We start from the raw sequence: 23594 nt of genomic DNA, 5'->3' as shown, positions 1-23594 counted from the left end.
ACTGCTGCCCATCCATCATGTCTCTGTTCTCCGCCGTCGAACTTGCTCCCCGCGACCCGATTCTGGGCCTGAACGAAGCCTTCAACGCCGATGCGCGCGCCACCAAGGTCAACCTTGGCGTTGGTGTGTACTTCAATGAAGAAGGCAAGATTCCGCTGCTGCGCGCCGTGCGCGACGCGGAAAAGGCACGCGTCGAAGCCGCGCTGCCGCGTGGCTATCTGCCGATCGAAGGCATCGCTGCCTACGACGCTGCTGTGCAAACGCTGCTGCTCGGCAACGACTCGCCGCTGATCGCTGCGGGCCGCGTCGTGACGGCGCAAGCACTGGGCGGCACGGGTGCGTTGAAAATCGGCGCTGATTTCCTGAAGCGTGTGAACCCGAACGCCAAGGTCGCGATCAGCGATCCGAGCTGGGAAAACCACCGCGCGCTGTTCGAAAGCGCCGGCTTCGAAGTCGTGAACTATCCGTACTACGACGCGCACACGCACGGCGTGAACTTCGAAGGCATGCTGAGCGCGCTGAACAGCTATGCCGCAGGCACGGTTGTCGTGCTGCACGCGTGCTGCCACAACCCGACCGGCGTCGACCTGACTGTCGACCAATGGAAGCAGATCGTCGAAGTCGTCAAGGTGCGCAATCTGGTGCCGTTCCTCGACATCGCTTACCAGGGTTTCGGCGACAACATCGAATCCGACGCTGCAGCAGTTCGTCTGTTCGCGGCATCGGAACTGAACGTGTTCGTGTCGTCGTCGTTCTCGAAGTCGTTCTCGCTGTACGGTGAGCGCATCGGCGCGCTGTCGATCATCACGGCAAGCAAGGAAGAATCGGCTCGCGTGCTGTCGCAACTGAAGCGCGTGATCCGCACGAACTACTCGAACCCGCCGACGCACGGCGGCTCGGTGGTCGCTGCGGTGCTCGCATCGGCTGAACTGCGCGCCACGTGGGAAAGCGAACTCGCCGAAATGCGTGACCGTATCCGCGCAATGCGCAACGGCCTGGTTGAACGTCTGAAGGCCAGCGGCGTGGATCGCGATTTCAGCTTCGTGAACGCACAACGCGGCATGTTCTCGTACTCGGGTCTTACGGCCCCGCAAGTGGACCGTCTGCGTGAAGAGTTCGGCATCTATGCCGTGGGTACGGGCCGCATCTGCGTGGCTGCGCTGAATACGCGCAACCTCGACGTGGTGGCTGGCGCGATCGCTCACGTGCTGAAGTAAGGCAATTCGGAGCGCGGGTGTTCGTCGCGCGCGCTTTGCTTGGCGGTTGCTGCTTAAGCTACATGTAGAAAACGGCGCCCTTTCGGGCGCCGTTTTTTATTGGCCGGCTGTTGCTGGACGTGTGAGTGTCACCCGCCGATGCGCCCCGCTGTCGGCACTGCTTCTGTCACCTACGGCCGTCTTAGCGCGAATCCCGATGGATATCGTGCGTGACAAAACCTGCGTCGTTATCAGGCATGTCGAGCCAGTGCGGTTGCGCGAGCGACTGGCGGATATCATCCAGACCACTGCTCCAATGTTCACGCATTGTAGAAAGGCCGAACTGGAAGTCCTTGAAGTGCCCTTCGTATTCCTTCTGCCGATAGATAAGGTGGAACACGTTGTAGCGCTTCGAACACGACAGGTCATCCGCCAGCTTGCACCACGGATCGTCGAGCTGGTCAGGCGGAACGCGATCGAGCACCTCGCGCAGCACATGCCGGAAACGCTGCGAACGTTGCAGCATATCGGTCACGAGACGCGTGCGGCTCGAGTACTGGATGTCTTTCATGCGCCCCTGAACATCGGTGATGTTGTCCGGAACCGGCCCGATCGCGCTCCAGAGATCAACCTGGAACGCTAGCGTATCGCGACGCGGCGTGGTCTGAATCACCTCATAGAGCGGCGTGTTCGACATCAAGCCGCCGTCCCAGTAGTACTGGCCGTCGATTTCGACCGCCGCGAAACCCGGCGGCAACGCACCTGACGCCATGAAATGCTCAGGCCTCAGTTTCGTATGCTTGTTATCGAAGTAGGCGAAATTGCCGGTACCACAATTCACCGCCCCCACCGACACACGCATCTCACCGGAATTGATCCGATCGAAATCGCAGAGTGCTTCCAGCGTAGCCTTGAGCGGCGTGGTGTCGTAGTAGCTCGCCAGTTGCGGCGGCCCGGAAACGGTGGGCAACGGCGGCGGGAAACGCGGCACGAAGAAGCCCTTTTGCCCTTCCAAGATCGCGCCCATCGCCTGGGTCGCCGTAAAAGCCTTACGCACGGCTTCACTGGAATTGAACAGCGCGTGCTCGATAAAGGCCGGCAACGGCGGTCCGAACGCCGGTTGGCAGATCGTCTCCCAGAATTGCAGCAGCCGCTCGACGCGTTTCTCCGGCGGATTGCCGGCAATGACGGCCGTATTCAGCGCACCGATCGAAATGCCGGCGAGCCAGTTCGGTTCGATACCGGCTTCGTAAAGCCCCTGAAAGACACCGGCCTGATAGGCGCCCAGCGCGCCGCCGCCTTGCAGCATCAACGCGACGGTTTCGTAGTTCGGCAATTGGAGATTCTTGCCGGGATGCGCGGCGGGCGCCGGACCGGCGCCCTCGCCTTCCCCGCTGCCGGGTGCGCCGACGCGCGCCCGCTTGAGATTGCGTTGCGCCATGGGCGCCTCCTTATTGCATGTACCAGCCGTGGCTCACAATGAAGGACTGGCCGGTCAGCGCCGCAGTCGGGAACGTGGACAGGAACAGCACCGTCTGCGCGACGTCTTCCACCGTGGTGAAGATGCCGTCGACCGTGCCGCCCAGCATCACGCGCTTGATCACGTCCTCTTCGCTGATGCCGAGCTCCTTGGCCTGCTCGGGAATCTGCTTGTCGACCAGCGGCGTACGCACGAAACCCGGACACACCACGTGCGAGCGCACATTGTGTTTCGCGCCTTCCTTGGCCAGTACGCGTGAGAGCCCCAGCAGCGCATGCTTGGCCGTCACATAGGCGGACTTCAACGGCGACGCTTCGTGCGAATGGACCGAGCCCATGTAGATCACGATGCCGCCGCGATCGTCTTTGTACATGTGCTTGAGTGCGGCCTTGGTGGTGAGGAAGGCGCCGTCCACGTGGATGGCCTGCATCTTCTTCCAGTCGGAAAACGAATAGTTTTCGATCGGATTGACGATCTGGATGCCGGCGTTGGAAATCAGAATGTCGATCGAGCCGAACTCGGCCGCGACTTTATCTATGCCCTGGTTGACGGCGTCTTCGTTCGTGACGTCCATTGCCACGCCGATTGCCTTGCCGCCGCCCTGTTTGATTTCTTCAGCGACGGCGTTCGCACCGTCCTGGTTCAGGTCGGCGATCGCGACCGCCGCGCCCGCAGCGGAAAGCGTGAGCGCAATCTGCTTGCCGATGCCGCTCGCGGCGCCGGTAACCACCGCAACCTTGCCATTCAGATTCGTGTTCAGTGACGACATCCAGAACCTCCATGCAGTTGATGAGCAATGAGACCACGGACCGCAGGCGGCGTGAAGTCAGCCAAACGGCATAGGCCGTTCGGCCGAATGCTGCACTGCGGCCAACGCTGCTATTGTGCATGAACCGTGTGAACTGCATCCGTAAACTGCACATCGCGCTTTATCTCTTTAAACTGGACGTTTCAGCGGGATTCCGGCGGCATCACTACCAAGGAGGAATGCATGAATTATCGACGTCTAGGCCGTTCGGGCCTGCAAGTCAGTGAACTGTCCATCGGCTCATGGGTCACCTACGGCAATCAGGTGGATCATCGTGCAGCGCGCGAGTCGCTCGCAGCCGCGCGCGATGCGGGAGTCAACTTCTTCGACAATGCCGAGGTGTACGCCGCCGGCCAATCCGAAGAAATCATGGGTCAGGCGCTCAAGGAACTGGCATGGCCGCGTGTGAGCTATGTGGTATCGACGAAATTTTTCTGGGGCCTCAACGAAGCGCCGAACCAGTACCACACGCTGAACCGCAAATATTTGCTGAACGCCATCGACACGTCGCTCAAACGCCTGCAACTCGATTACGTCGATCTGGTGTTCTGTCATCGTCCTGACCCAAACACGCCGGTCGAAGAAACCGTCTGGGCCATGAGTGACATGATCACGCGCGGCAAAGCCCTGTACTGGGGCACGTCTGAATGGAGCGCCGACGAAATCCGCGCCGCTTACGAGATTGCTGAACGGCATCACCTGCACAAACCGGTCATGGAGCAGCCGCAGTACAACCTGTTCCACCGCAAGCGCGTCGAGCAGGAATACAAACGGCTTTACGAGGATATCGGCCTTGGGCTGACCACGTGGAGCCCGCTCGCGTCCGGCCTGCTCACCGGCAAGTACCGCGACGGCGTGCCTGCCGATAGCCGCGCGCAACTGCAAGGCTACGACTGGCTGCGCAAGCAGGTCACCGACGCCGGCAAAAACAACGTGGTCGGCAAGCTGGGCGAAGTGGCCGACGAGCTGGGTTGCACGATCGGCCAGTTGGCGATTGCATGGATTCTGAAGAATCCGAATGTGAGCACCGTGATCACCGGCGCGTCGCGTGTCGAACAGATCGGTGAGAACATGAAATCCGCCGAGGTGGCGGAACGGATCACGCCGGAGATCAAAGAGCGGATCGAAGCGGTCATCGGCGACGCCTACGACTGATCGGCCGCGGACCAGTCCAGCCCCGATCGGTCCGGTCCGCGGAGCATGGCCCGCGCACCATCGGGGCTGTGTCGCGCGCAACGCACTGCGGAGCGCGGCGCGGCGTCGCGTACAATACGCGACCGCGCTGCACTTCAGTTGTGCTGCCGCATTGCACTCGCAGCGCCGAATCCGCCGTGGACCGGCACGCCCTCTTTCAGTGTCTCCTCATCATGCTCAGCTACCGCCACGCCTTTCATGCAGGCAATCACGCCGACGTTCTGAAACACGCCGTCGTGTTGCAGCTACTGCGCTACCTCGGCCAGAAGGACAAAGCCTACTGGTATATCGACACGCACGCGGGCGCCGGCGTCTATTCGCTGAAGGAAGGCTACGCGACGAAAACCGGCGAGTTCCAGACCGGCATCGCCAAACTATGGGAGCGTAACGACCTGCCGTCGGTCTTCGCAGAGTACGTCGACGAAGTGAGCGCGCTGAATCCGGACGGCCAGTTGCGCTTCTACCCGGGCTCGCCGTATATCGCGTGGCGGCAAATGCGCGAGCAGGACCGCATGCGCCTGTTCGAACTGCACACCACTGAAATCGACGTGCTGCGCCATAACTTCCGCGACGCAGGCCGGCGCGCAATGCTTTATGCGGGCGACGGCTTCGAAGGCATCCTCGCGTTGCTGCCGCCGGCGCCGCGCCGCGCACTGGTGCTGCTCGATCCGTCGTATGAGGACAAGCGCGACTACACGCGCACGCTGCGCTGCGTCGAAGAAAGCCTGAAGCGCTTTCCGACCGGCACCTACGCGGTCTGGTATCCGCAGGTAAGACGCCTTGAATCGCAGCGCTTCCCCGATCAGTTGAAGAAGCTGCAGGAGCGCAACTGGCTGCATGTGAGCCTGACCGTCAGCAATCCGCCGACCGACGGCTTCGGGTTGTTCGGCAGTGGCATGTTCATCCTGAATCCGCCGTATACGTTGGCAAAAACGCTGAAAGACCAGATGCCCTGGCTGGTCGAGGCGCTCGGCGAAGACAAGGCCGCGCAGTTCAAGGTCGAATATCGCGGCGATTGAACAGCGCCCCGGGCCGCACATGGGCGCCTTGGCCAGCGGCATGACACGTGCGCGCCCGGGTAAATCATCCCGCCACCAGTCCGCTTACTTGAGTTGCGCCGCTGCCTTGCGGGCGAAGTCATTGGTATAGGTCGCGTTCAGATCGATCTTTTTCGGATCGAGGCGGTTATCAAACGACGACAAGGCACGCAATGAGGTCGCCGGACCATCCGCGGGCATCAAGCCATCCGGCGAATACGCGTCACGCACGTTGTGGAAGGCCTCCACGTAGAGTGCCGAATCGTTGAGCAAATAGGCCGGCGGCACCATCTTCAGCAAGTCGGCGTCGCTCGCGGTCTGCAACCAGTGGTCCGCGCGCACGATCGCATTGGCGAGCGCCTGTGTCGTCTTCGGATACTTCTGGATGAATGTCTCCGATGCGTAGAGCGTCGCCGCCGGCATCGTCCCACCGAATACCTCCTGCGTGCCCTGCACAGTACGTGTATCGACCAGCACTTTGATCGCGCCGCTACGAGCCAGCTTGGTCATCATCGGATCTACATTGGACAGCGCGTCGAGCTGACCGCCGCTCACCGCGGCCAGTACCGTGGCGCCACTGCCGACGCCGATCGCCGAAATCTCGTTGCGCTGCACGCCTGCCTTGCGCAAAGCCACGGTGAGCACCAGATCCGTCGACGAACCCGGCGCGCTCACGCCGACTTTGGCCCCCTTGAAGTCCGCCAATGTCTTGATCTGATCCGCCTTCGACTTCAGCACCGCGACAACGATCTGCGGTGCGCGGCCCATCAGCACAAACGCCCGGTAGTGTTGTCCCTTTGCCTGCATGAACAGGGTGTGCTCGAATGCGCCGGCTCCCACGTCGGCACTCCCCCCCACGACCGCTTCCAACGCCTTCGAGCCGCCCGCGAAATCTTCGAGCGTGACGTCGAGCCCTTCGTCCTTGAAATAGCCCAACTGCTGGGCTGCGAGTACCGGCAAATAGTAAAGGCCCGGCAAACCGCCGACGGCCATCGTTAATGTGGGCTTTTCCGGTGTGTCTTTGGCAAGCGCGACGCCGGGCAGCGTCGCGGGTACGATCAGCGCAAGCAGCGTGGCGCAGGTGCCGGCGGCACGCCGTATCCAGTGGGTAGGCATGTGATGTCTCCTTGTTCTGTTTTCATTCGATGCGATGGCGCTGCGCACGATGCATGATGCACATCGTTGACGAGAGAGCGCGCAACGATTGTCGTCGGACAGTGTCGCGCACGCCATGCATCGAAACCCGAATGGCGTATGCAGTGTCTCGTGCGTTAGCTGAAGACACTCGTGCACATGCGACAGCACCGCAGAGGACCCGCCGCTCGAAGCGTCAACGGATGGAAAAGAACTACCAGGAGATAGCGCGGCGGAGGCGCTTATTGCGGCTTATTGCGCGCGAGGTACAGAACGAGGCTGCGGTTGTTTCGACGGCGTACCGCCACCAACAGGCACCGGGATATAAGGCGCGACAACGAACGGTATCGACGAATTCGGCGCCAGCTCCGTGGGCGTTGCGATAGGCTGCGCCTCTACGATCGGCTGCCGCGAGAGCGGCGCGGTCTGCAGCACGGTGCCGCTCTGGCCGTCGCTGATGCCGCTCTGCGAGTCGAGTATCACCGGCTTGCGGGCAGTACTGCTCGACGCGGCGAACGTCGCCGATACGGCAAAAACCGTTGCCAGCGAGGCTGCGGCGGTCATGGCCAGGACAGATTTGAGCAAGCGGACAGGACGCATGGACGGACCGGTTGAGTTTGAGAATGCCGGATTGCGCAGAAAACGCTTTACCTTACCGCGGCAGCACCCTTCAGGCTAGTCGTTATTGGCCATGAGTCGCTATGAAACGCCAGTTGCTGTGGAATTCTCGCGCTCCAGATGTGACAAAGCCCCGTCTATACGGGGCTCAACGCTTTACTGCAATGGCCGCGCACGAGCGCTGCCGGGTCAAACTTGATGCAGTTGAAACTTACAGCGAGTAGCCGTTAGTTTCGAGCGAGCGGATGCGCTGTTCGAGCTGAACGATATCCGACGACGATGCCAGATAGGCTTCACGACGGCTGCGTTCTGCAGTTTCAAACCAGGTGCTCAGCTTTTCAAGTACGTATGCAAACATGATGTTCTCCAAGGATCAGATTGAATCCCCGGTGAGTTTTGCATCAGGGATTTCCCGTAAAAGGGTTAACCCGGATTATAGCCCTATGGTGCAACCTTGCTAGTGAAATGCCCGCATGACGTGCATTCCGTTTTGGAATGGTGCACGCCCGTGGTGCGCCTAAGTCGTTGATTTATCTAAATTCAAGACGACTTTTTTGCAGCGTATGATACAGCCCCACATTAATTTGCACCATTTAGGTGCTTTTTGACGCCCGGTTGCGCTAACGTCTTCGACGGGTTGCACTCCGCGCTTTCAAATCGGATGACAACCCTTCCCCGACACCAGATCGGTATCGGCGAGCCGCTCGATAATCGGGCAATCCGGGCGTTCGTCGCCGTGGCAATGATCGGCCAGATGCGCCAGTGTGTCGCGCATGTCGGTCAGTTCGTTGATACGGCGATCGAGCTCCGCAACGTGCTCCAACGCAATCGCCTTCACTTCGGCGCTGGCGCGCGACCGGTCGTGCCACAGCGCCAGCAGGCGGCGAATGTCTTCGACCAGAAAACCAAGACGGCGCGCCTGCCGGATAAAACGCAGCGAATGAACCTCTTGCGGCCCGTAAACGCGATAGCCGGCGCTCGTGCGCGCCTTCGCCGCCAGCAGGCCCACGCTTTCGTAGTAGCGAATCATCTTCGCCGTGACGCCCGACGCGCGGGCCGCTTCACCGATGTTCATGACTGTTTCCCCAGTGTGTGCGTCGATCGTACACCTTCCCATAGTAGGAAGGTCAGCCACTCAATTGCGCATCGGCAGGCATAATTCAAGCATCGCAATATTCATTTTTTCAAGGCAATCCCGATGACGATCGAATTCCAGGTAGAAGGCATGAGCTGCCAGCATTGCGTGGCTGCGGTCACGAACGCGATCCGTGAACACGATGGCGCCGCGCAGGTCCAGGTCGATCTGGCATCCGGCCGCGTGGCGGTCGAATCGGCACAACCGGTTGACACGCTCAAAGCCGCAATCGACGAGGCCGGTTACACGGTGACCGGCGTGACCAGCGGACCAGCCCGCTAAGCGAGCGACCGTCATGTTCAAAGTTGCCGTCATTGGTGCTTCCGGACTGCTCGGCCGATCTATCGTCGACGAACTGGCACAGCAGGCCAGTTGGCAAGTTGTCGCCACGGCGTTCAGCCGGCCGAGGCCGAACACGGTCACGCTGGATATTCGCGATGCGCTAGCGGTCGAGCAATTTGTCGAGCGCGAAGCACCGGACGCGCTCGTGATTGCCGCGGCGGAGCGTCGGCCGGATGTGTGTGAGCACGATCCTCAGCTCGCCCGTGCTTTGAACGTCGATGCGGTGCGCACCCTGGCCGCAGCGGCAAAGCGACGCGGCGCATGGGCGCTCTCGATCTCAACCGATTACGTGTTCGACGGCACCCACCCGCCCTATCAGTACGATTCCGCGCCCGCGCCACTCAATGCCTATGGGCGCAGCAAACTCGAAGGTGAGCATGCGCTGACGGAATCCACCGATCTCGGCTGCGTGCTGCGTTTGCCGCTGCTCTATGGGCCGATCGTCGATTGGGCAGAATCGGCGGTGACGAGTCTCGTGCCGTCGATTGCAGCGTCGGCTTCACGCGAGGGCAACGCCGCCGTCATGGACGCATGGGCGATTCGCTATCCGACCTTTACGCCGGACGTCGCGTTCGTCATCCGGCAGATGCTCGAACGGCATGCGCGTGGCGATGCGATCGGCGGCATCGTGCAATGGTCGGGGGATGAGCCGATGAACAAGTATGAAATCGCCGTGCGGTTGGCCGAAGCGCTGCAACTCGATGCGCAACTGACGCCACAACATACGCCCACCGACGCGACGCCGCGTCCACATAACTGCCACCTGGCGTCGGACCGGCTCGAGGCGCTCGGCATTGGCCGTCGCACGCCGTTCGACGTTGCGATCCGGCAAGTGCTGGCCGCATTTCCATGGCGGGGCGAGACGGCGGCAGATCAGCCTCAATGAAAATCGCGGCTCGCCGTGGCCAGTTCGCCGAGCCAGTCGCTGTGATCCTCGAGACGATGCGCGACGAGATGGATCACCTCGCCCTTCTGTTTCCGTTTCGCGTTGCCCGCTTTATTTACGTTCACTACATTGCCGGCGCTGTCACCGCCGGTAGAAACGCCATCGTCACGCTGCAAGACGCCATACACCGCCAGCAACGATGAACCCAGCAGCACCTTGCGCTGTTTTTCCACCAGCGCTGGCCAGACGATCACATTGATCGAACCGGTTTCGTCTTCGATGGAAACGAACACGGTGCCGTTTGCGGTGCCCGGCCGCTGCCGCACTGTGACGATGCCGCAGGCGCGCGCCAGCGTGCCGTGCCCGCACGCGGCAAGTTCTGCCGCCGTGCGAAAACGCTGCCTGGCAAGACGCTCGCGCAATAGCGCGAGCGGATGACGATTGAGCGTGAGGCCGATGCTCGCGTAGTCGTCGACGATCTCGCGACTTTCGGCTGCCTGTGGCAATGCCAGCGGCGCTTCGGCGATCGGCGCATCGCGCAGCAGTTTGGGCACCGTGTGCTGCGCGGTCACCTGCCACCACGCTTCGCGCCGATGACCCGCAATGCTGACCAGCGCGTTCGCCGCAGCGAGCGCTTCGAGATCGCGCCGCGTCAATGCCGCGCGACGCGCCAGATCATCGACGTCGGTAAACTGCGCGTCGCTGCGAGCCGCCATGATGCGTTCGGCAGCTACCTGTGAAAGACCTTTGATCAGATGCATGCCGATGCGTACTGCCGGACCGCGTGCACCATAGGTTTTCGACGATTGAAATACGCGGGCGGTCAGCTGTTTTGCCGCACGCCGGATCGTCTGGGCCAATGTGAAGCGCCGCAACGACAGATCACGGAATTGCTGTGCGGACAATGCGCCCTGCTGACGACGCAAACAGGTCTCGCTCGATGAAATCCGCTGCCCTTCATGGTCGCGTCGTTCGAAGGTCGACTCCCAATCGCTCAAGGTCACGTCGGGCGGCAATACCTGGACGCCGTGACGCCTGGCATCCTGCACGAGTTGCGACGGCGAATAAAACCCCAACGGCTGGCTGTTCAGCAACCCCGCCAGAAAAGCGGCCGGTTCATAACGTTTCAGCCACGCGCTGAGATAGACGAGCAAGGCGAAGCTTGCCGCGTGGCTTTCAGGAAAACCATATTCACCGAAACCTTCGATCTGTTTGCAGATGCGCTCGATAAACGCTTTTTCGTAGCCGCGCGCCGACATGCGGTCGGTCAGATCCTGCTGATACTTCGCCAGATTGCCGGTGCGCCGCCATGCGGCCATCGCGCGCCGCAACTGATCGGCCTGCTCACCGGTGTATTTCGCCGCAACCATCGCGAGGTGCATCACCTGCTCCTGGAAAATCGGCACGCCAAGCGTGCGCTTGAGCACGGGGCGCAACTCATCCTTCGCGTAGTCCACCACCTCCAGACCCTGCTTGCGGCGCAGATACGGATGCACCATGCCGCCCTGGATCGGCCCGGGCCGCACGATCGCGACTTCGATCACGAGATCGTAGTATTCGGTCGGCTTCAGTCGCGGCAACATGCTTTGCTGCGCACGCGATTCGATCTGGAATACGCCGATCGTATCGGCATGACCGCACATTTCGTAGACGGCCCGATCCTCGCGCGGAATATCCTGCATCCTGAATTTTGGCAAACCGCGCCGCAATGCGACGAATTCCAGCGCGCGCCGGATAGCCGACAACATGCCGAGTGCCAGCACGTCGACTTTCAATAGATCGAGCGCATCGATGTCGTCCTTATCCCACTCGATTACGCTGCGGTCTTTCATCGTCGCGTTCTCAATCGGCACGAGCCGTGACAACTTGTCTTTCGCGATCACAAAGCCGCCGACATGCTGCGACAGATGGCGCGGAAAGTTGCGCAACTCTTTGGTGAGGCGAATCAGATTCCGTGTGATATGCGAGTTGGCAGCGAAGCCCGCTTCGGCCAGATATTTGGCGACCGCATCCGTGCCGTCCCACCACTGCTGCGATTTACTGATCCGCTCGATCAACGACGCTTCGAGCCCCAACGCCTTGCCGACGTCCTTCAGCGCACTGCGTGCGTGATAGGTGATCAGCGTTGCAGTGAGCGCAGCACGATGACGGCCGTACTTCCCATAGATATATTGAATCACCTCTTCCCGACGCTGATGTTCGAAATCGATGTCAATATCAGGTGGTTCGTTACGCGCGCGCGAGATGAACCGTTCGATCAGCATGTTCATCTGCACCGGATCAATTTCCGTCACATGCAAGCAGTAACATACAATCGAATTGGCCGCCGAACCGCGGCCTTGGCACAGTATGTTTCTGGAGCGCGCGAAGCTCACGATATCCTGTACCGTCAGGAAGTACTTCTCGTATTTCAGGTCGGCGATCAGTTTCAGCTCTTTTTCGATCTGATCAATTCGTTTGAGATCCATCCCTTTCGGCCAGCGCTCCATCGCGCCGGCCATGACCAGTTTGCGCAGATAGCTTGATGGTGACTCACCGGCGGGCACCAGTTCTTCCGGATACTCGTACTTGAGTTCGTCGAGCGAGAAGCGACACAGGGCGGCTATACGCAGCGTTTCTTCGAGCGTGTCGCGTGGATACAGTTTGCCGAGCCGCACGCGAGTGCGCATATGCCGTTCGGCATTGGCCTCGAGCGCGTGACCACACGCCGATAGCGGTGTGACGAGGCCAATCGCGGTCAGGGTGTCCTGCAACGGCTTGCGCGATCGCACATGCATCAGGACGCCTCCTGCTGCTACCAAAGGCAAACCACTCGCTTTTGAAATCATTCGCAATGCGTCGATCTGAAGATCGTCGCTGCCGGTTTGCCAGAGTTCGAGTGCGATCCATGAGCGTTGCGGCGCGAACGATGCCAGCCAGTGCGCACAACGCAATGTGTGCGAGAGCGTCGCTGTGCGCTGCGGCACGAGGATCAGGACGCAATCGGGCAAGGCTTTGAGATGCTCGAGATGCGGTAGCGAGTCGGTGAAGTCCGATGGACTGAGGCGATAGCTGCCTTTGTCCGCACGCGAACGGGCCAGCGTGATCAGTTCGGAAAGATTGCCATAGCCATTGCGATTGGTTGCGAGCGCAACCAATGTGCAAAACGGTTCGCCTGCATCGTCGGTCAGATTGAGTTCGCTGCCGATGATGAGGTGAGGGATTGGTTTTAGCGTCTCCTGGTCAGGGGTTTCTGGCTCTGCGGGTTCTTGTTGGGTGGGTTCTTGTTGGGTGCACGCTGGCTTCGCGGCCGCCGGCTCTACTGTTTCTTCTAAAGACGTTCCTGCCTGCGCGGCTTTCGCCTTGTCTTCGCGCCCCTTCTGTTGGCGGTCCCGCTCCTGCCTGATTTCTCTCACTGCCGTGTGTGCGCGTACGACGCCCGCCAGTGAGCATTCATCGGTGATCGCGAGTGCGCTATAACCGCACGACATCGCCTGTTCGACCAGTTCATGCGGGTGCGAAGCGCCGCGCAGAAACGAGAAATTAGTCAGGCAATGTAACTCCGCATACGGCGGCAATTGGGCCGCAAGCGCCTGCTCTAACAAGAATGAGGGCCGGAAATTCTCCATGATGCTCAGCCGAATAAACCCTGCAGATACCACTCGCCACCAAGACGTTCTCGGTACACCCAGAACATATGGCCACGATCATCTGCCGCAACGTAGTAATCCCGCTCGACGAGATTACCGTCCCACCACCCTGCTTCAATCCGTTCGGTACGCGTGAGCATTTTCAGTGGCCGACGATAGATCGGCCGCTGGTCGCGCATCATCAGGCGCAGCGGTTTGTCGAGCATCCAGACGGGGCGAGGCTGCGATGGCAATGCACTGTCGGGCAGATCGAGTGAGGCGTGAGCATTGGTCGGTTGTGTTACGAATAGGCGGCTGCTTTTAGCGTCACTCGCTTTTTCGGGCTGCCGGGATAGGTGCTCTGGGTGTGCTGTGCGTTCTGCCTGTTCTGCTTGTTCTGCTTGTCTCGCCGCATCGTCGTCTGCGCGCATGCTCTCTAATGCAGCGTGCTGCAACTCATCGGTCAGCCAGGTTTTATCCGCTTTGATTTTTGTCTTAGTTTTCGCAGACGAACGCTTCTTGCGCGAAAACGCTTGCGCCTGGTAGGCCTCGACGCGCATTGCCCGCTCGGGCCGATGATCGGCCTGCACCGACATCTGCAACACGTTCTCCGGCCCCAAACGCGCGCTCAAGCGTTCGAGCAGACGTGCAATCGAATCGCCGTCTGATTCGGGCATTGGAAACAAAGTGTCCGACCGCCCTGCATACTCACCGATCTGATCCGCGACCAGCTTCAACTCGATCACGGGCGCCACCAGAACCGTCTGATTCAACTTCTCACGCAACAGCCAGATCAGATGCTCGGCATCGCGCGACGGTATGGCCCAAGCGACCTTCAGACTCGACGTCTTCGGCGCATGACGGGATGCCAACTCATGTTCGAGCAACAACGTATAACTACTGAGCGCAGCATGATGCGCGCTCAACCATCCGGCCAGTTGCACAATCAGCCGACGCGCGGCGAACAGTAATGCATCGGCATTATCGACCCGCGACGGCAACTCCAACTGAGCATGAAACGATGCTGGCGCGCGGAACGATTCGCGCGGATCCGGGCGCGCGCCATACGCCTGCGCCAGCAGATCCAGAATGCCGCTGCCGAAACGCCTCACGACACCCGACCTTGGCAATTGCCGCAAATCGGCCAGCGTCATGCAACCGACATGCGTAAACGCATCGCGATTCGCCTGCGAAACCGGCAACAACAACACGGATAAGCGGTCGAGGACCCGAGCAAGCGACGTTTCCTTTATCACATGCCAACGATGCCCCTGCCGATCGGCGTGCGCCTGAGCCAACAACCACGCGCCCCAAGCCGTCGGTGCACACGCGATGCGCGCCGTATAGCCGAATTCAGCCACCGTCGCGGACACCCGCGACAACAACACGCGCAAGCCACCAAACAACCGCAAGCCGGAGCCGACTTCCAGCAACAAGGTGTGCGCGTGCCCGAGCGACACCTTCGGTGTGTACGTCAGCAAAGCGAGCGCCATTGCTTCGAACGCCTGAGTTTCGCGGGCTGTGTCTGCAGCAAGCATCTTGAGACCAGGCGCCAAAGCCAATGCGTACGAGCGCGACTGACCCGCATGCACCCCAGCACGCAATGCGTCGAAATCCGGCATCAGGATGTGCGCGTGATCGGCCAGCGCATAGCAGCGCGCATCGGTGACGCTGTCGGCACCCGGAGGTTGGCTTCTCTCTCCGGCCTCACACCGGTTCGGCTTCGCGGGCGAACCATCCGGAAGCGGTTCGAGAGGCTTCACCGCTTCCAGCGACAAGAGTGGCAATGTGACTGCGATCCACAACATGTTTGATCTCTCGTCCTTGATTGCTACCGACTCCGCTTTCCGGCAACAAGACGCTTTGTAACGGCAAAATGAGACGCAGAGGCTCCGCTAGCGGCGGCCCGCGGCGCTTGAAGATGTCGATCGAAATACCAATCTCCTGCAACCATTGACGACGGTTGATCGTCTGCGCATTGGCCGGCAAGAGCGGCTCGCAGATCATTCGTAATGGCGCCGGCGAAGATTGCGTGGCTGCCTCGACAGGCCTGATCAAAAATGCCAGCGATGCCGACTCCTGAGCCGCCACCTGCAGACGCCGAACCTTATCGGCGCGCGCATTCGGCAGCCATACCAGCACTGCGCCGATGCCACTCTGCTTCAATGCCTGAGTAGCGGCCCACAAAGACTGGTCTTCACTCGAGCGCACCCATAAGACGCGCTCGACATCGATACCCCAGGCCCTCAATGCTGAAGCACAGGGCTGGTAAGGAGGCGCCACAAGCATGACGTGCCGTTCGGCTTGTGCCGTAAGATGCCGAAGCGCGCGGGCCAGCAGGCGCAGTTCGCCGACTCCTTCGTGCTCGATTAATAACTCTGTCAAGCCGCCGGCCGACCAGCCCTGTCCAGGCAGCAGTTGATCCAGCGCAGCATAGCCGCTGGAAATCACCCGCGAGTGCGCCTCGGCAAGCTCATTGCCCTGCCACACCTGACGTCGCAATTGCGACGACAACGCTGTCGTCGCCAGATGAATCGCTGCTGCCATAGACACGCTCGTTCAATAGGGAATACTCCACCATGCCCGGCATCGGGCACGCATGGGGCGACGAGTTTTCACTGTATATTTATACAGTATTTTGGGGCGGATGTTAAGGCAAGACGATGCGACGAAGCACGCGCAGGAAGAAAATGAAAAGGGGATGAAGCTGTTTTTGTTGCAGATTTTTCGTCTACGGGAGAGCTATTTTTTTGGCGCTGCCGCTAAGCAAACAGGGCCTGATTTCACGTGCTCTGAGAGGGATGAGAAGAGCAGAGAGCCCACGCATGCATGCCGCGGATATGGACAAGAATTCACGGGTTACGCGAACGCACTGCGGGTCGGGAAGGAGTGACACCGGCAGCCCCGGAGCGCTTCGGTCAAAGTCTTGCGGTGGCGATGTTTTCGGATGCCCGCTTTTTGCGCCGGTAAACGCAGAAACCCCACCGTTGCGGGGTGGGGTTTCTGGTGCTGCTGGGGAGCCTGACGATTACCTACTTTCACACGGGAATCCGCACTATCATCGGCGTGGAGTCGTTTCACGGTCCTGTTCGGGATGGGAAGGGGTGGGACCGACTCGCTATGGTCATCAGGCATGACTTGTTGCCGTACTGCTCGTGGAGCAATACAACCAATCTGGAAGAAGTAGCTGAGAGGATGCCTCTCGGTATTACTTTGGGTTGTGCGTATCGTGCACAACATCGATCTCAACCTGTGTGTTCTGCTCCCCCATCCGGGGGTTCACACGTATCCCCTTCGGGGATCGGACCAGCGTAAGCGCTGGTCGAGACACACCTGTTATAGGATCAAGCCTTACGGGCAATTAGTATCAGTTAGCTTAACGCATTACTGCGCTTCCACACCTGACCTATCAACGTCCTGGTCTTGAACGACCCTTCAAGGGGCTCGAAGCCCCGGGGATATCTCATCTTAAGGCGAGTTTCCCGCTTAGATGCTTTCAGCGGTTATCTCTTCCGAACATAGCTACCCGGCGATGCCACTGGCGTGACAACCGGTACACCAGAGGTTCGTCCACTCCGGTCCTCTCGTACTAGGAGCAGCCCCCTTCAAATATCCAGCGCCCACGGCAGATAGGGACCAAACTGTCTCACGACGTTTTAAACCCAGCTCACGTACCTCTTTAAATGGCGAACAGCCATACCCTTGGGACCGGCTACAGCCCCAGGATGAGATGAGCCGACATCGAGGTGCCAAACACCGCCGTCGATATGAACTCTTGGGCGGTATCAGCCTGTTATCCCCAGAGTACCTTTTATCCGTTGAGCGATGGCCCTTCCATACAGAACCACCGGATCACTATGACCTGCTTTCGCACCTGCTCGACTTGTCGGTCTCGCAGTTAAGCACGCTTATGCCATTGCACTATCAGCACGATTTCCGACCGTACCTAGCGTACCTTCGTACTCCTCCGTTACACTTTGGGAGGAGACCGCCCCAGTCAAACTGCCTACCATGCACTGTCCCCAGTCCGGATAACGGACCAAGGTTAGAACCTCAAACAAACCAGGGTGGTATTTCAAGGGCGGCTCCACGCAGACTGGCGTCCACGCTTCATAGCCTCCCACCTATCCTACACAGATCGGTTCAAAGTCCAATGCAAAGCTACAGTAAAGGTTCATGGGGTCTTTCCGTCTAGCCGCGGGGAGATTGCATCATCACAAACACTTCAACTTCGCTGAGTCTCGGGAGGAGACAGTGTGGCCATCGTTACGCCATTCGTGCAGGTCGGAACTTACCCGACAAGGAATTTCGCTACCTTAGGACCGTTATAGTTACGGCCGCCGTTTACCGGGACTTCAATCAAGAGCTTGCACCCCATCATTTAATCTTCCGGCACCGGGCAGGCGTCACACCCTATACGTCCACTTTCGTGTTTGCAGAGTGCTGTGTTTTTATTAAACAGTCGCAGCCACCAGTTTATTGCAACCCCTTCACCCTTTGCGCGCAGGCGCATCAAGCTACAGGGGCGTACCTTATCCCGAAGTTACGGTACCAATTTGCCGAGTTCCTTCTCCCGAGTTCTCTCAAGCGCCTTAGAATACTCATCTCGCCCACCTGTGTCGGTTTGCGGTACGGTCTTGTTAAACTGAAGCTTAGAGGCTTTTCTTGGAACCACTTCCAGTTGCTTCTTCACCGAAGTGAATGGCCTCGCACCCTTGAATTCCGCGCCCGGATTTGCCTAAGCGCCTTCTCCAATGCAAGGACCGGGACTTCCAACACCCGGACAACCTTCCGCGATCCGTCCCCCCATCGCATTTAACAATGGTGCAGGAATATTAACCTGCTTCCCATCAGCTACGCATTTCTGCCTCGCCTTAGGGGCCGACTCACCCTACGCCGATGAACGTTGCGTAGGAAACCTTGGGCTTACGGCGAGGGGGCCTTTCACCCCCTTTATCGCTACTCATGTCAGCATTCGCACTTCCGATACCTCCAGCGCACTTTTCAATGCACCTTCGCAGGCTTACGGAACGCTCTCCTACCATGCACATAAATGTGCATCCGCAGCTTCGGTATATTGCTTAGCCCCGTTACATCTTCCGCGCAGGACGACTCGATCAGTGAGCTATTACGCTTTCTTTAAAGGATGGCTGCTTCTAAGCCAACCTCCTGACTGTTTTAGCCTTCCCACTTCGTTTCCCACTTAGCAATATTTGGGGACCTTAGCTGGCGGTCTGGGTTGTTTCCCTCTTGACACCGGACGTTAGCACCCGATGTCTGTCTCCCGTGATTGCACTCTTCGGTATTCGGAGTTTGCTATGGCGTAGTAATCCGCAATGGACCCCACAACCATGACAGTGCTCTACCCCCGAAGGTGATACACGAGGCACTACCTAAATAGTTTTCGGAGAGAACCAGCTATTTCCAGGTTTGTTTAGCCTTTCACCCCTATCCACAGCTCATCCCCTAACTTTTCAACGTTAGTGGGTTCGGACCTCCAGTACGTGTTACCGCACCTTCATCCTGGCCATGGATAGATCACCTGGTTTCGGGTCTACACCCAGCGACTGAATCGCCCTGTTCGGACTCGCTTTCGCTACGCCTGCCCTAATCGGTTAAGCTTGCCACTGAATGTAAGTCGCTGACCCATTATACAAAAGGTACGCAGTCACCCCACAAGGAGGCTCCTACTGTTTGTATGCATGCGGTTTCAGGATCTATTTCACTCCCCTCCCGGGGTTCTTTTCGCCTTTCCCTCACGGTACTGGTTCACTATCGGTCGATCACGAGTATTTAGCCTTGGAGGATGGTCCCCCCATCTTCAGACAGGATTTCACGTGTCCCGCCCTACTTGTCGTACACCCAGTTCTTCCTCGCTGTTTTCGTCTACAGGGCTATCACCTGCTATGGCGGCACTTTCCAGAGCCTTCGACTAACAATGAAGATAAAGAGTACAGGCTGGTCCCATTTCGCTCGCCACTACTCTGGGAATCTCGGTTGATTTCTTTTCCTGCGGTTACTTAGATGTTTCAGTTCACCGCGTTCGCTTCACGTAGCCTATGTATTCAGCTACGGATACCTCAAAAGAGGTGGGTTTCCCCATTCGGACATCGGGGGATCAAAGCTCGTTTGCCAGCTCCCCCCCGCTTTTCGCAGGCTACCGCGTCCTTCATCGCCTGTGATCGCCAAGGCATCCACCACATGCACTTGTTCGCTTGACCCTATAACGGGTGTGTCTCGCACTGCATCCACGGGGAATGAAGTGTTTCGTCACAGTCGCTACAGGTTGAGTATTCGTGTTGCGCCGTATTCCAAGAGCAATCTTTCGATTCCCCTTTTCATACATTGATACAATCACAACCCTGATTCACCTACTCACACACCCATCTCTAGATGTCCTTTCGTGAATCTCTTTACTACTTCTTCCTGATTGTTAAAGAACGACAGCCGATAGCGCGGTTGCTATAACCGCGTATCACTCTGACTGGCTCAATCGCCAATGCCTGTTTCACTACACCGCAAATCCCTTTCAGGGCCGCTGCAGTAAAACCGGCATTGAAGATTGGTGGAGGATGACGGGATCGAACCGACGACCCCCTGCTTGCAAAGCAGGTGCTCTCCCAGCTGAGCTAATCCCCCAGTCATACACGGATACTGCTATCCGTATATTGATAGCCCCAGGGGGTTCAGTGATCAGCGCAGCCACCGCAGAAACAGTGGTGGGTCTGGATGGATTCGAACCATCGACCCCCGCCTTATCAAGACGGTGCTCTAACCAACTGAGCTACAGACCCCTGAGTCTGTCCTGTTCACAGCCGATAAGCGTGAGCGCTCAACGTTCGACACGTTAGCTCGAGAAAGGAGGTGATCCAGCCGCACCTTCCGATACGGCTACCTTGTTACGACTTCACCCCAGTCATGAATCCTACCGTGGTGACCGTCCTCCTTGCGGTTAGACTAGCCACTTCTGGTAAAACCCACTCCCATGGTGTGACGGGCGGTGTGTACAAGACCCGGGAACGTATTCACCGCGGCATGCTGATCCGCGATTACTAGCGATTCCAGCTTCACGCACTCGAGTTGCAGAGTGCGATCCGGACTACGATCGGTTTTCTGGGATTGGCTCCCCCTCGCGGGTTGGCGACCCTCTGTTCCGACCATTGTATGACGTGTGAAGCCCTACCCATAAGGGCCATGAGGACTTGACGTCATCCCCACCTTCCTCCGGTTTGTCACCGGCAGTCTCCCTAGAGTGCTCTTGCGTAGCAACTAGGGACAAGGGTTGCGCTCGTTGCGGGACTTAACCCAACATCTCACGACACGAGCTGACGACAGCCATGCAGCACCTGTGTTATGGCTCCCTTTCGGGCACCCCGACCTCTCAGCCAGGTTCCATACATGTCAAGGGTAGGTAAGGTTTTTCGCGTTGCATCGAATTAATCCACATCATCCACCGCTTGTGCGGGTCCCCGTCAATTCCTTTGAGTTTTAATCTTGCGACCGTACTCCCCAGGCGGTCAACTTCACGCGTTAGCTTCGTTACTAAGGAAATGAATCCCCAACAACTAGTTGACATCGTTTAGGGCGTGGACTACCAGGGTATCTAATCCTGTTTGCTCCCCACGCTTTCGTGCATGAGCGTCAGTATTGGCCCAGGGGGCTGCCTTCGCCATCGGTATTCCTCCACATCTCTACGCATTTCACTGCTACACGTGGAATTCTACCCCCCTCTGCCATACTCTAGCCCGCCAGTCACAAATGCAGTTCCCAGGTTAAGCCCGGGGATTTCACATCTGTCTTAGCGGACCGCCTGCGCACGCTTTACGCCCAGTAATTCCGATTAACGCTTGCACCCTACGTATTACCGCGGCTGCTGGCACGTAGTTAGCCGGTGCTTATTCTTCCGGTACCGTCATCCCCCCACCATATTAGGGCAGAGGTTTTCTTTCCGGACAAAAGTGCTTTACAACCCGAAGGCCTTCTTCACACACGCGGCATTGCTGGATCAGGGTTTCCCCCATTGTCCAAAATTCCCCACTGCTGCCTCCCGTAGGAGTCTGGGCCGTGTCTCAGTCCCAGTGTGGCTGGTCGTCCTCTCAGACCAGCTACAGATCGTCGCCTTGGTAGGCCTTTACCCCACCAACTAGCTAATCTGCCATCGGCCGCCCCTGTAGCGGGAGGTCCTAAGATCCCCCCCTTTCCTCCGTAGAGCGTATGCGGTATTAATCCGGCTTTCGCCGGGCTATCCCCCACTACAGGACACGTTCCGATGTATTACTCACCCGTTCGCCACTCGCCACCAGGATTGCTCCCGTGCTGCCGTTCGACTTGCATGTGTAAGGCATGCCGCCAGCGTTCAATCTGAGCCAGGATCAAACTCTTCAGTTCAAACCTGTTACTGTTTTTCGGTCTCTTCCGAGACCGGTCGCTCACTCAACGTACTGACGAATGATCCTCCTGCCGGCGTGAATCCACCCCGACAGGAAAACCTTCCTTTAATACTCGTGTGAGACTTGATACTTTCGCTTGTCGCCAGACCCCGAAGAGTCCGGCTCGCGTCGCGCATCAAGCGCCCACACTTATCGGCTGTTAATTTTTAAAGATCGAGTCCGCATTCACCACCGAACCAGCACCGCGAGGCATCAACCCCAACCACCCGGCACCGCTTCGTTCTGCGTCGCTGCATCAGCAGCAGAGAAACGAGATTATGAAGAACTTTCGCTACGCCGTCAACAGGTTTTTCCAACTTCCTGAACCCGCCCACTTCGCGCAAAGCCTTGCCACTGCTGGCTCTCCCGCTCCCCGTGCCCCGGTGTCCGAAGCACGAAAGAGCGAGATTCTAGCGAGCCGCACCGCCCCTTGCAAGCGTTATCTGGAATTTATTTCAAGGCGCCTTTTCTATGCGCCCGTGCTCATCGACAAGCGGCACTTTCACGTCGGGCGCCAGAGCGTCCGCTGCCGGGGCGCCGATAGTCCAATCGTGCAGCACGGTATAGGCAACCGCCAACAACGTCGGGCCGATGAATACACCCAGGAAGCCAAAAGCAAACGCACCGCCCAGGATACCCAGCATCACCAGGATCAGTGGCATATCACTACTCTTGCCGATCAGGATCGGCTTGATGACGTTGTCGGACATGCCGACGACCAACACACCCCACACAACCAGAAAGATCGCCCAGCCAGTTGCACCGCCGTGGTACAGCCAGATCGCCGCGGGCAACCAGACGACCACCGGGCCGCCCGGTATCACCGACAGGAAGAACGTCGCCAGCCCAAGCAGCGCCGGTGCCGGGACTCCCGCAATCCAGCAACCAAAGCCGGCAAGAATGCCTTGCACAAGCGCCGTGCCGAGAATCCCGTAGACCACGCCCTTCACCGTGCTGCCCGCCAGCGCCAGCAAGTAATCGGCACGTTCGCCGGCGATGCGGCGCATGCCCGCTCTCAGCCAGGCCGCCGCGCCCTCCCCTCCGGTATAGAAGAAGAACGCGAGCACGATACTCAGCGCCAACAAACCCAAACCGTGCGTAACTGCAATCGCTGCCGCCAGAATCCACTTGCCGGCCGGCGCCGCAAGCGCACGCATTTGCGCGATCAGTTCAGAGTTGCTGCTCGTTACATTCGCCCAGAACGTCTCGATGTTCGAGCCAACCAGCGGGATTCGTCCAACCCACGGCGGCAAATCCGGCAAGCCGGCCTCGAAGAGCCTCTGTACCAACGCGACGATGTCGTGAACGTGCGCACCAAAGGCAAAGCCCGCATAAACGAACGGGCCAAGCACCACAATCAGAATGATGAGCACGATCAACGTCGCGGCGAGCTTTCGCCGCCCACCGACTGCCGTAGTGAGCCGCCGGTACAGGCCCCACGAGCTATAACTGAGAATGGCGCCCCACAAAAGCGCGGTCGTAAAAGGCGCAAGCACCAGCAGGGAGCCACCTACCAATATGATCAACGCGAACACTGCGGCGAGACGTTCAATCAGTTGGTCCGATTTCACTATGAATCTCCTGTTGTGCCAGACCACAGCGACGAATAGACATACGCTTGCCAGGCGCCTACCGACGGTGGTCAGTATAGGAGCGGGTCACGCCCCTGGGCATGTCTTATATCATCCGGCCAGGACGCCACGCAACGCATCTGTCGCCTCCCGCAG

Annotated in this window: 15 protein-coding genes, 2 tRNA genes and 3 rRNA genes; 5 read left to right on the top strand and 15 right to left on the bottom strand. The window is 58.9% G+C overall.

All coding sequences use genetic code 11. From position 1 onward, the window contains the following. The first annotated feature begins 17 nt into the window (after positions 1 to 17). Complete coding sequence (locus PQQ86_RS05490) at positions 18 to 1217, top strand: amino acid aminotransferase (protein WP_408265251.1); 1200 nt, start codon at positions 18 to 20, stop codon at positions 1215 to 1217. 181 nt (positions 1218 to 1398) lie between these two features. Here the strand turns inward: PQQ86_RS05490 and PQQ86_RS05485 are convergent, their stop codons facing one another. Both PQQ86_RS05485 and PQQ86_RS05480 read right to left on the bottom strand, forming a co-directional pair. Further along, positions 1399 to 2637: a DUF3734 domain-containing protein gene (locus PQQ86_RS05485; protein WP_408265250.1), complete on the bottom strand. Its 1239-nt coding sequence runs from the start codon at positions 2635 to 2637 to the stop codon at positions 1399 to 1401. Positions 2638 to 2647: 10 nt separating this feature from the next. Then, positions 2648 to 3445, bottom strand: a complete 798-nt coding sequence (locus PQQ86_RS05480; protein ID WP_097391917.1) for a 3-hydroxybutyrate dehydrogenase — start codon at positions 3443 to 3445, stop codon at positions 2648 to 2650. A 222-nt stretch (positions 3446 to 3667) separates the two neighbouring features. Between PQQ86_RS05480 and PQQ86_RS05475 the strand changes: the two genes are divergently transcribed. Beyond that, a complete protein-coding gene (locus tag PQQ86_RS05475; RefSeq protein WP_171928110.1) occupies positions 3668 to 4639 on the top strand; it encodes a potassium channel beta subunit family protein in 972 nt (323 codons plus the stop codon). 212 nt (positions 4640 to 4851) lie between these two features. Beyond that, entirely contained in the window at positions 4852 to 5697 is an 846-nt protein-coding gene (locus PQQ86_RS05470) for a 23S rRNA (adenine(2030)-N(6))-methyltransferase RlmJ (protein ID WP_097393569.1), read from the top strand. 84 nt (positions 5698 to 5781) lie between these two features. Here the strand turns inward: PQQ86_RS05470 and PQQ86_RS05465 are convergent, their stop codons facing one another. The 4 genes from PQQ86_RS05465 to cueR all read right to left on the bottom strand — a co-directional run bounded on the left by PQQ86_RS05465 (position 5782) and on the right by cueR (position 8542). Beyond that, positions 5782 to 6831, bottom strand: a complete 1050-nt coding sequence (locus PQQ86_RS05465; protein WP_408265249.1) for an ABC transporter substrate-binding protein — start codon at positions 6829 to 6831, stop codon at positions 5782 to 5784. 270 nt (positions 6832 to 7101) lie between these two features. Further along, on the bottom strand, positions 7102 to 7449 hold the full coding sequence (locus tag PQQ86_RS05460; protein ID WP_408265248.1) for a hypothetical protein: 348 nt from the start codon (positions 7447 to 7449) through the stop codon (positions 7102 to 7104). Between the two features lie 229 nt (positions 7450 to 7678). Further along, positions 7679 to 7825, bottom strand: a complete 147-nt coding sequence (locus PQQ86_RS05455) for a DUF3563 family protein (protein WP_074284875.1) — start codon at positions 7823 to 7825, stop codon at positions 7679 to 7681. Positions 7826 to 8119: 294 nt separating this feature from the next. Then, the gene (cueR, locus tag PQQ86_RS05450; protein WP_054042147.1) at positions 8120 to 8542 is read right to left on the bottom strand and encodes a Cu(I)-responsive transcriptional regulator; all 423 of its coding nucleotides are present in this window, start codon (positions 8540 to 8542) and stop codon (positions 8120 to 8122) included. A gap of 123 nt (positions 8543 to 8665) precedes the next feature. Here cueR and PQQ86_RS05445 point away from each other — a divergent pair, with 123 nt between their 5' ends. Both PQQ86_RS05445 and PQQ86_RS05440 read left to right on the top strand, forming a co-directional pair. Further along, positions 8666 to 8884, top strand: a complete 219-nt coding sequence (locus PQQ86_RS05445; RefSeq protein ID WP_200567737.1) for a heavy-metal-associated domain-containing protein — start codon at positions 8666 to 8668, stop codon at positions 8882 to 8884. A 13-nt stretch (positions 8885 to 8897) separates the two neighbouring features. Continuing rightward, on the top strand, positions 8898 to 9830 hold the full coding sequence (locus PQQ86_RS05440; protein ID WP_408265247.1) for a dTDP-4-dehydrorhamnose reductase family protein: 933 nt from the start codon (positions 8898 to 8900) through the stop codon (positions 9828 to 9830). Here the strand turns inward: PQQ86_RS05440 and PQQ86_RS05435 are convergent. From PQQ86_RS05435 to PQQ86_RS05395, 9 genes are all read right to left on the bottom strand, one after another. Next, positions 9824 to 13438: an error-prone DNA polymerase gene (locus tag PQQ86_RS05435; RefSeq protein WP_408265246.1), complete on the bottom strand. Its 3615-nt coding sequence runs from the start codon at positions 13436 to 13438 to the stop codon at positions 9824 to 9826. The genes PQQ86_RS05440 and PQQ86_RS05435 overlap by 7 nt on opposite strands. Positions 13439 to 13443: 5 nt before the next feature. After that, complete coding sequence (locus tag PQQ86_RS05430; RefSeq protein WP_408265245.1) at positions 13444 to 15246, bottom strand: Y-family DNA polymerase; 1803 nt, start codon at positions 15244 to 15246, stop codon at positions 13444 to 13446. Then, positions 15146 to 15985, bottom strand: a complete 840-nt coding sequence (gene imuA, locus PQQ86_RS05425; protein WP_408265244.1) for a translesion DNA synthesis-associated protein ImuA — start codon at positions 15983 to 15985, stop codon at positions 15146 to 15148. Before imuA ends, PQQ86_RS05430 begins: the two co-directional genes overlap by 101 nt. A 472-nt stretch (positions 15986 to 16457) precedes the next feature. Continuing rightward, positions 16458 to 16570, bottom strand: a 5S ribosomal RNA gene (gene rrf, locus PQQ86_RS05420). A 208-nt stretch (positions 16571 to 16778) separates the two neighbouring features. Beyond that, positions 16779 to 19659: ribosomal RNA gene (locus PQQ86_RS05415) — 23S ribosomal RNA — on the bottom strand. Between the two features lie 342 nt (positions 19660 to 20001). After that, a tRNA-Ala gene (locus PQQ86_RS05410) sits at positions 20002 to 20077 on the bottom strand. A gap of 78 nt (positions 20078 to 20155) precedes the next feature. Beyond that, positions 20156 to 20232: transfer RNA gene (locus PQQ86_RS05405), tRNA-Ile, on the bottom strand. Between the two features lie 63 nt (positions 20233 to 20295). After that, positions 20296 to 21826: ribosomal RNA gene (locus PQQ86_RS05400) — 16S ribosomal RNA — on the bottom strand. The 16S, 23S and 5S rRNA genes sit together here with 2 tRNA genes alongside, the layout of an rRNA operon. Positions 21827 to 22322: 496 nt before the next feature. Continuing rightward, entirely contained in the window at positions 22323 to 23438 is a 1116-nt protein-coding gene (locus PQQ86_RS05395; RefSeq protein ID WP_408265243.1) for an AI-2E family transporter, read from the bottom strand. Positions 23439 to 23594 lie beyond the last annotated feature (156 nt).

The organism is Paraburkholderia sediminicola (assembly GCF_046026675.1).
Taxonomy (GTDB): domain Bacteria; phylum Pseudomonadota; class Gammaproteobacteria; order Burkholderiales; family Burkholderiaceae; genus Paraburkholderia; species Paraburkholderia sediminicola_F.
Note: the sequence above shows the minus strand (reverse complement) of the source record. Positions and strands in the feature narration are given on the sequence as shown.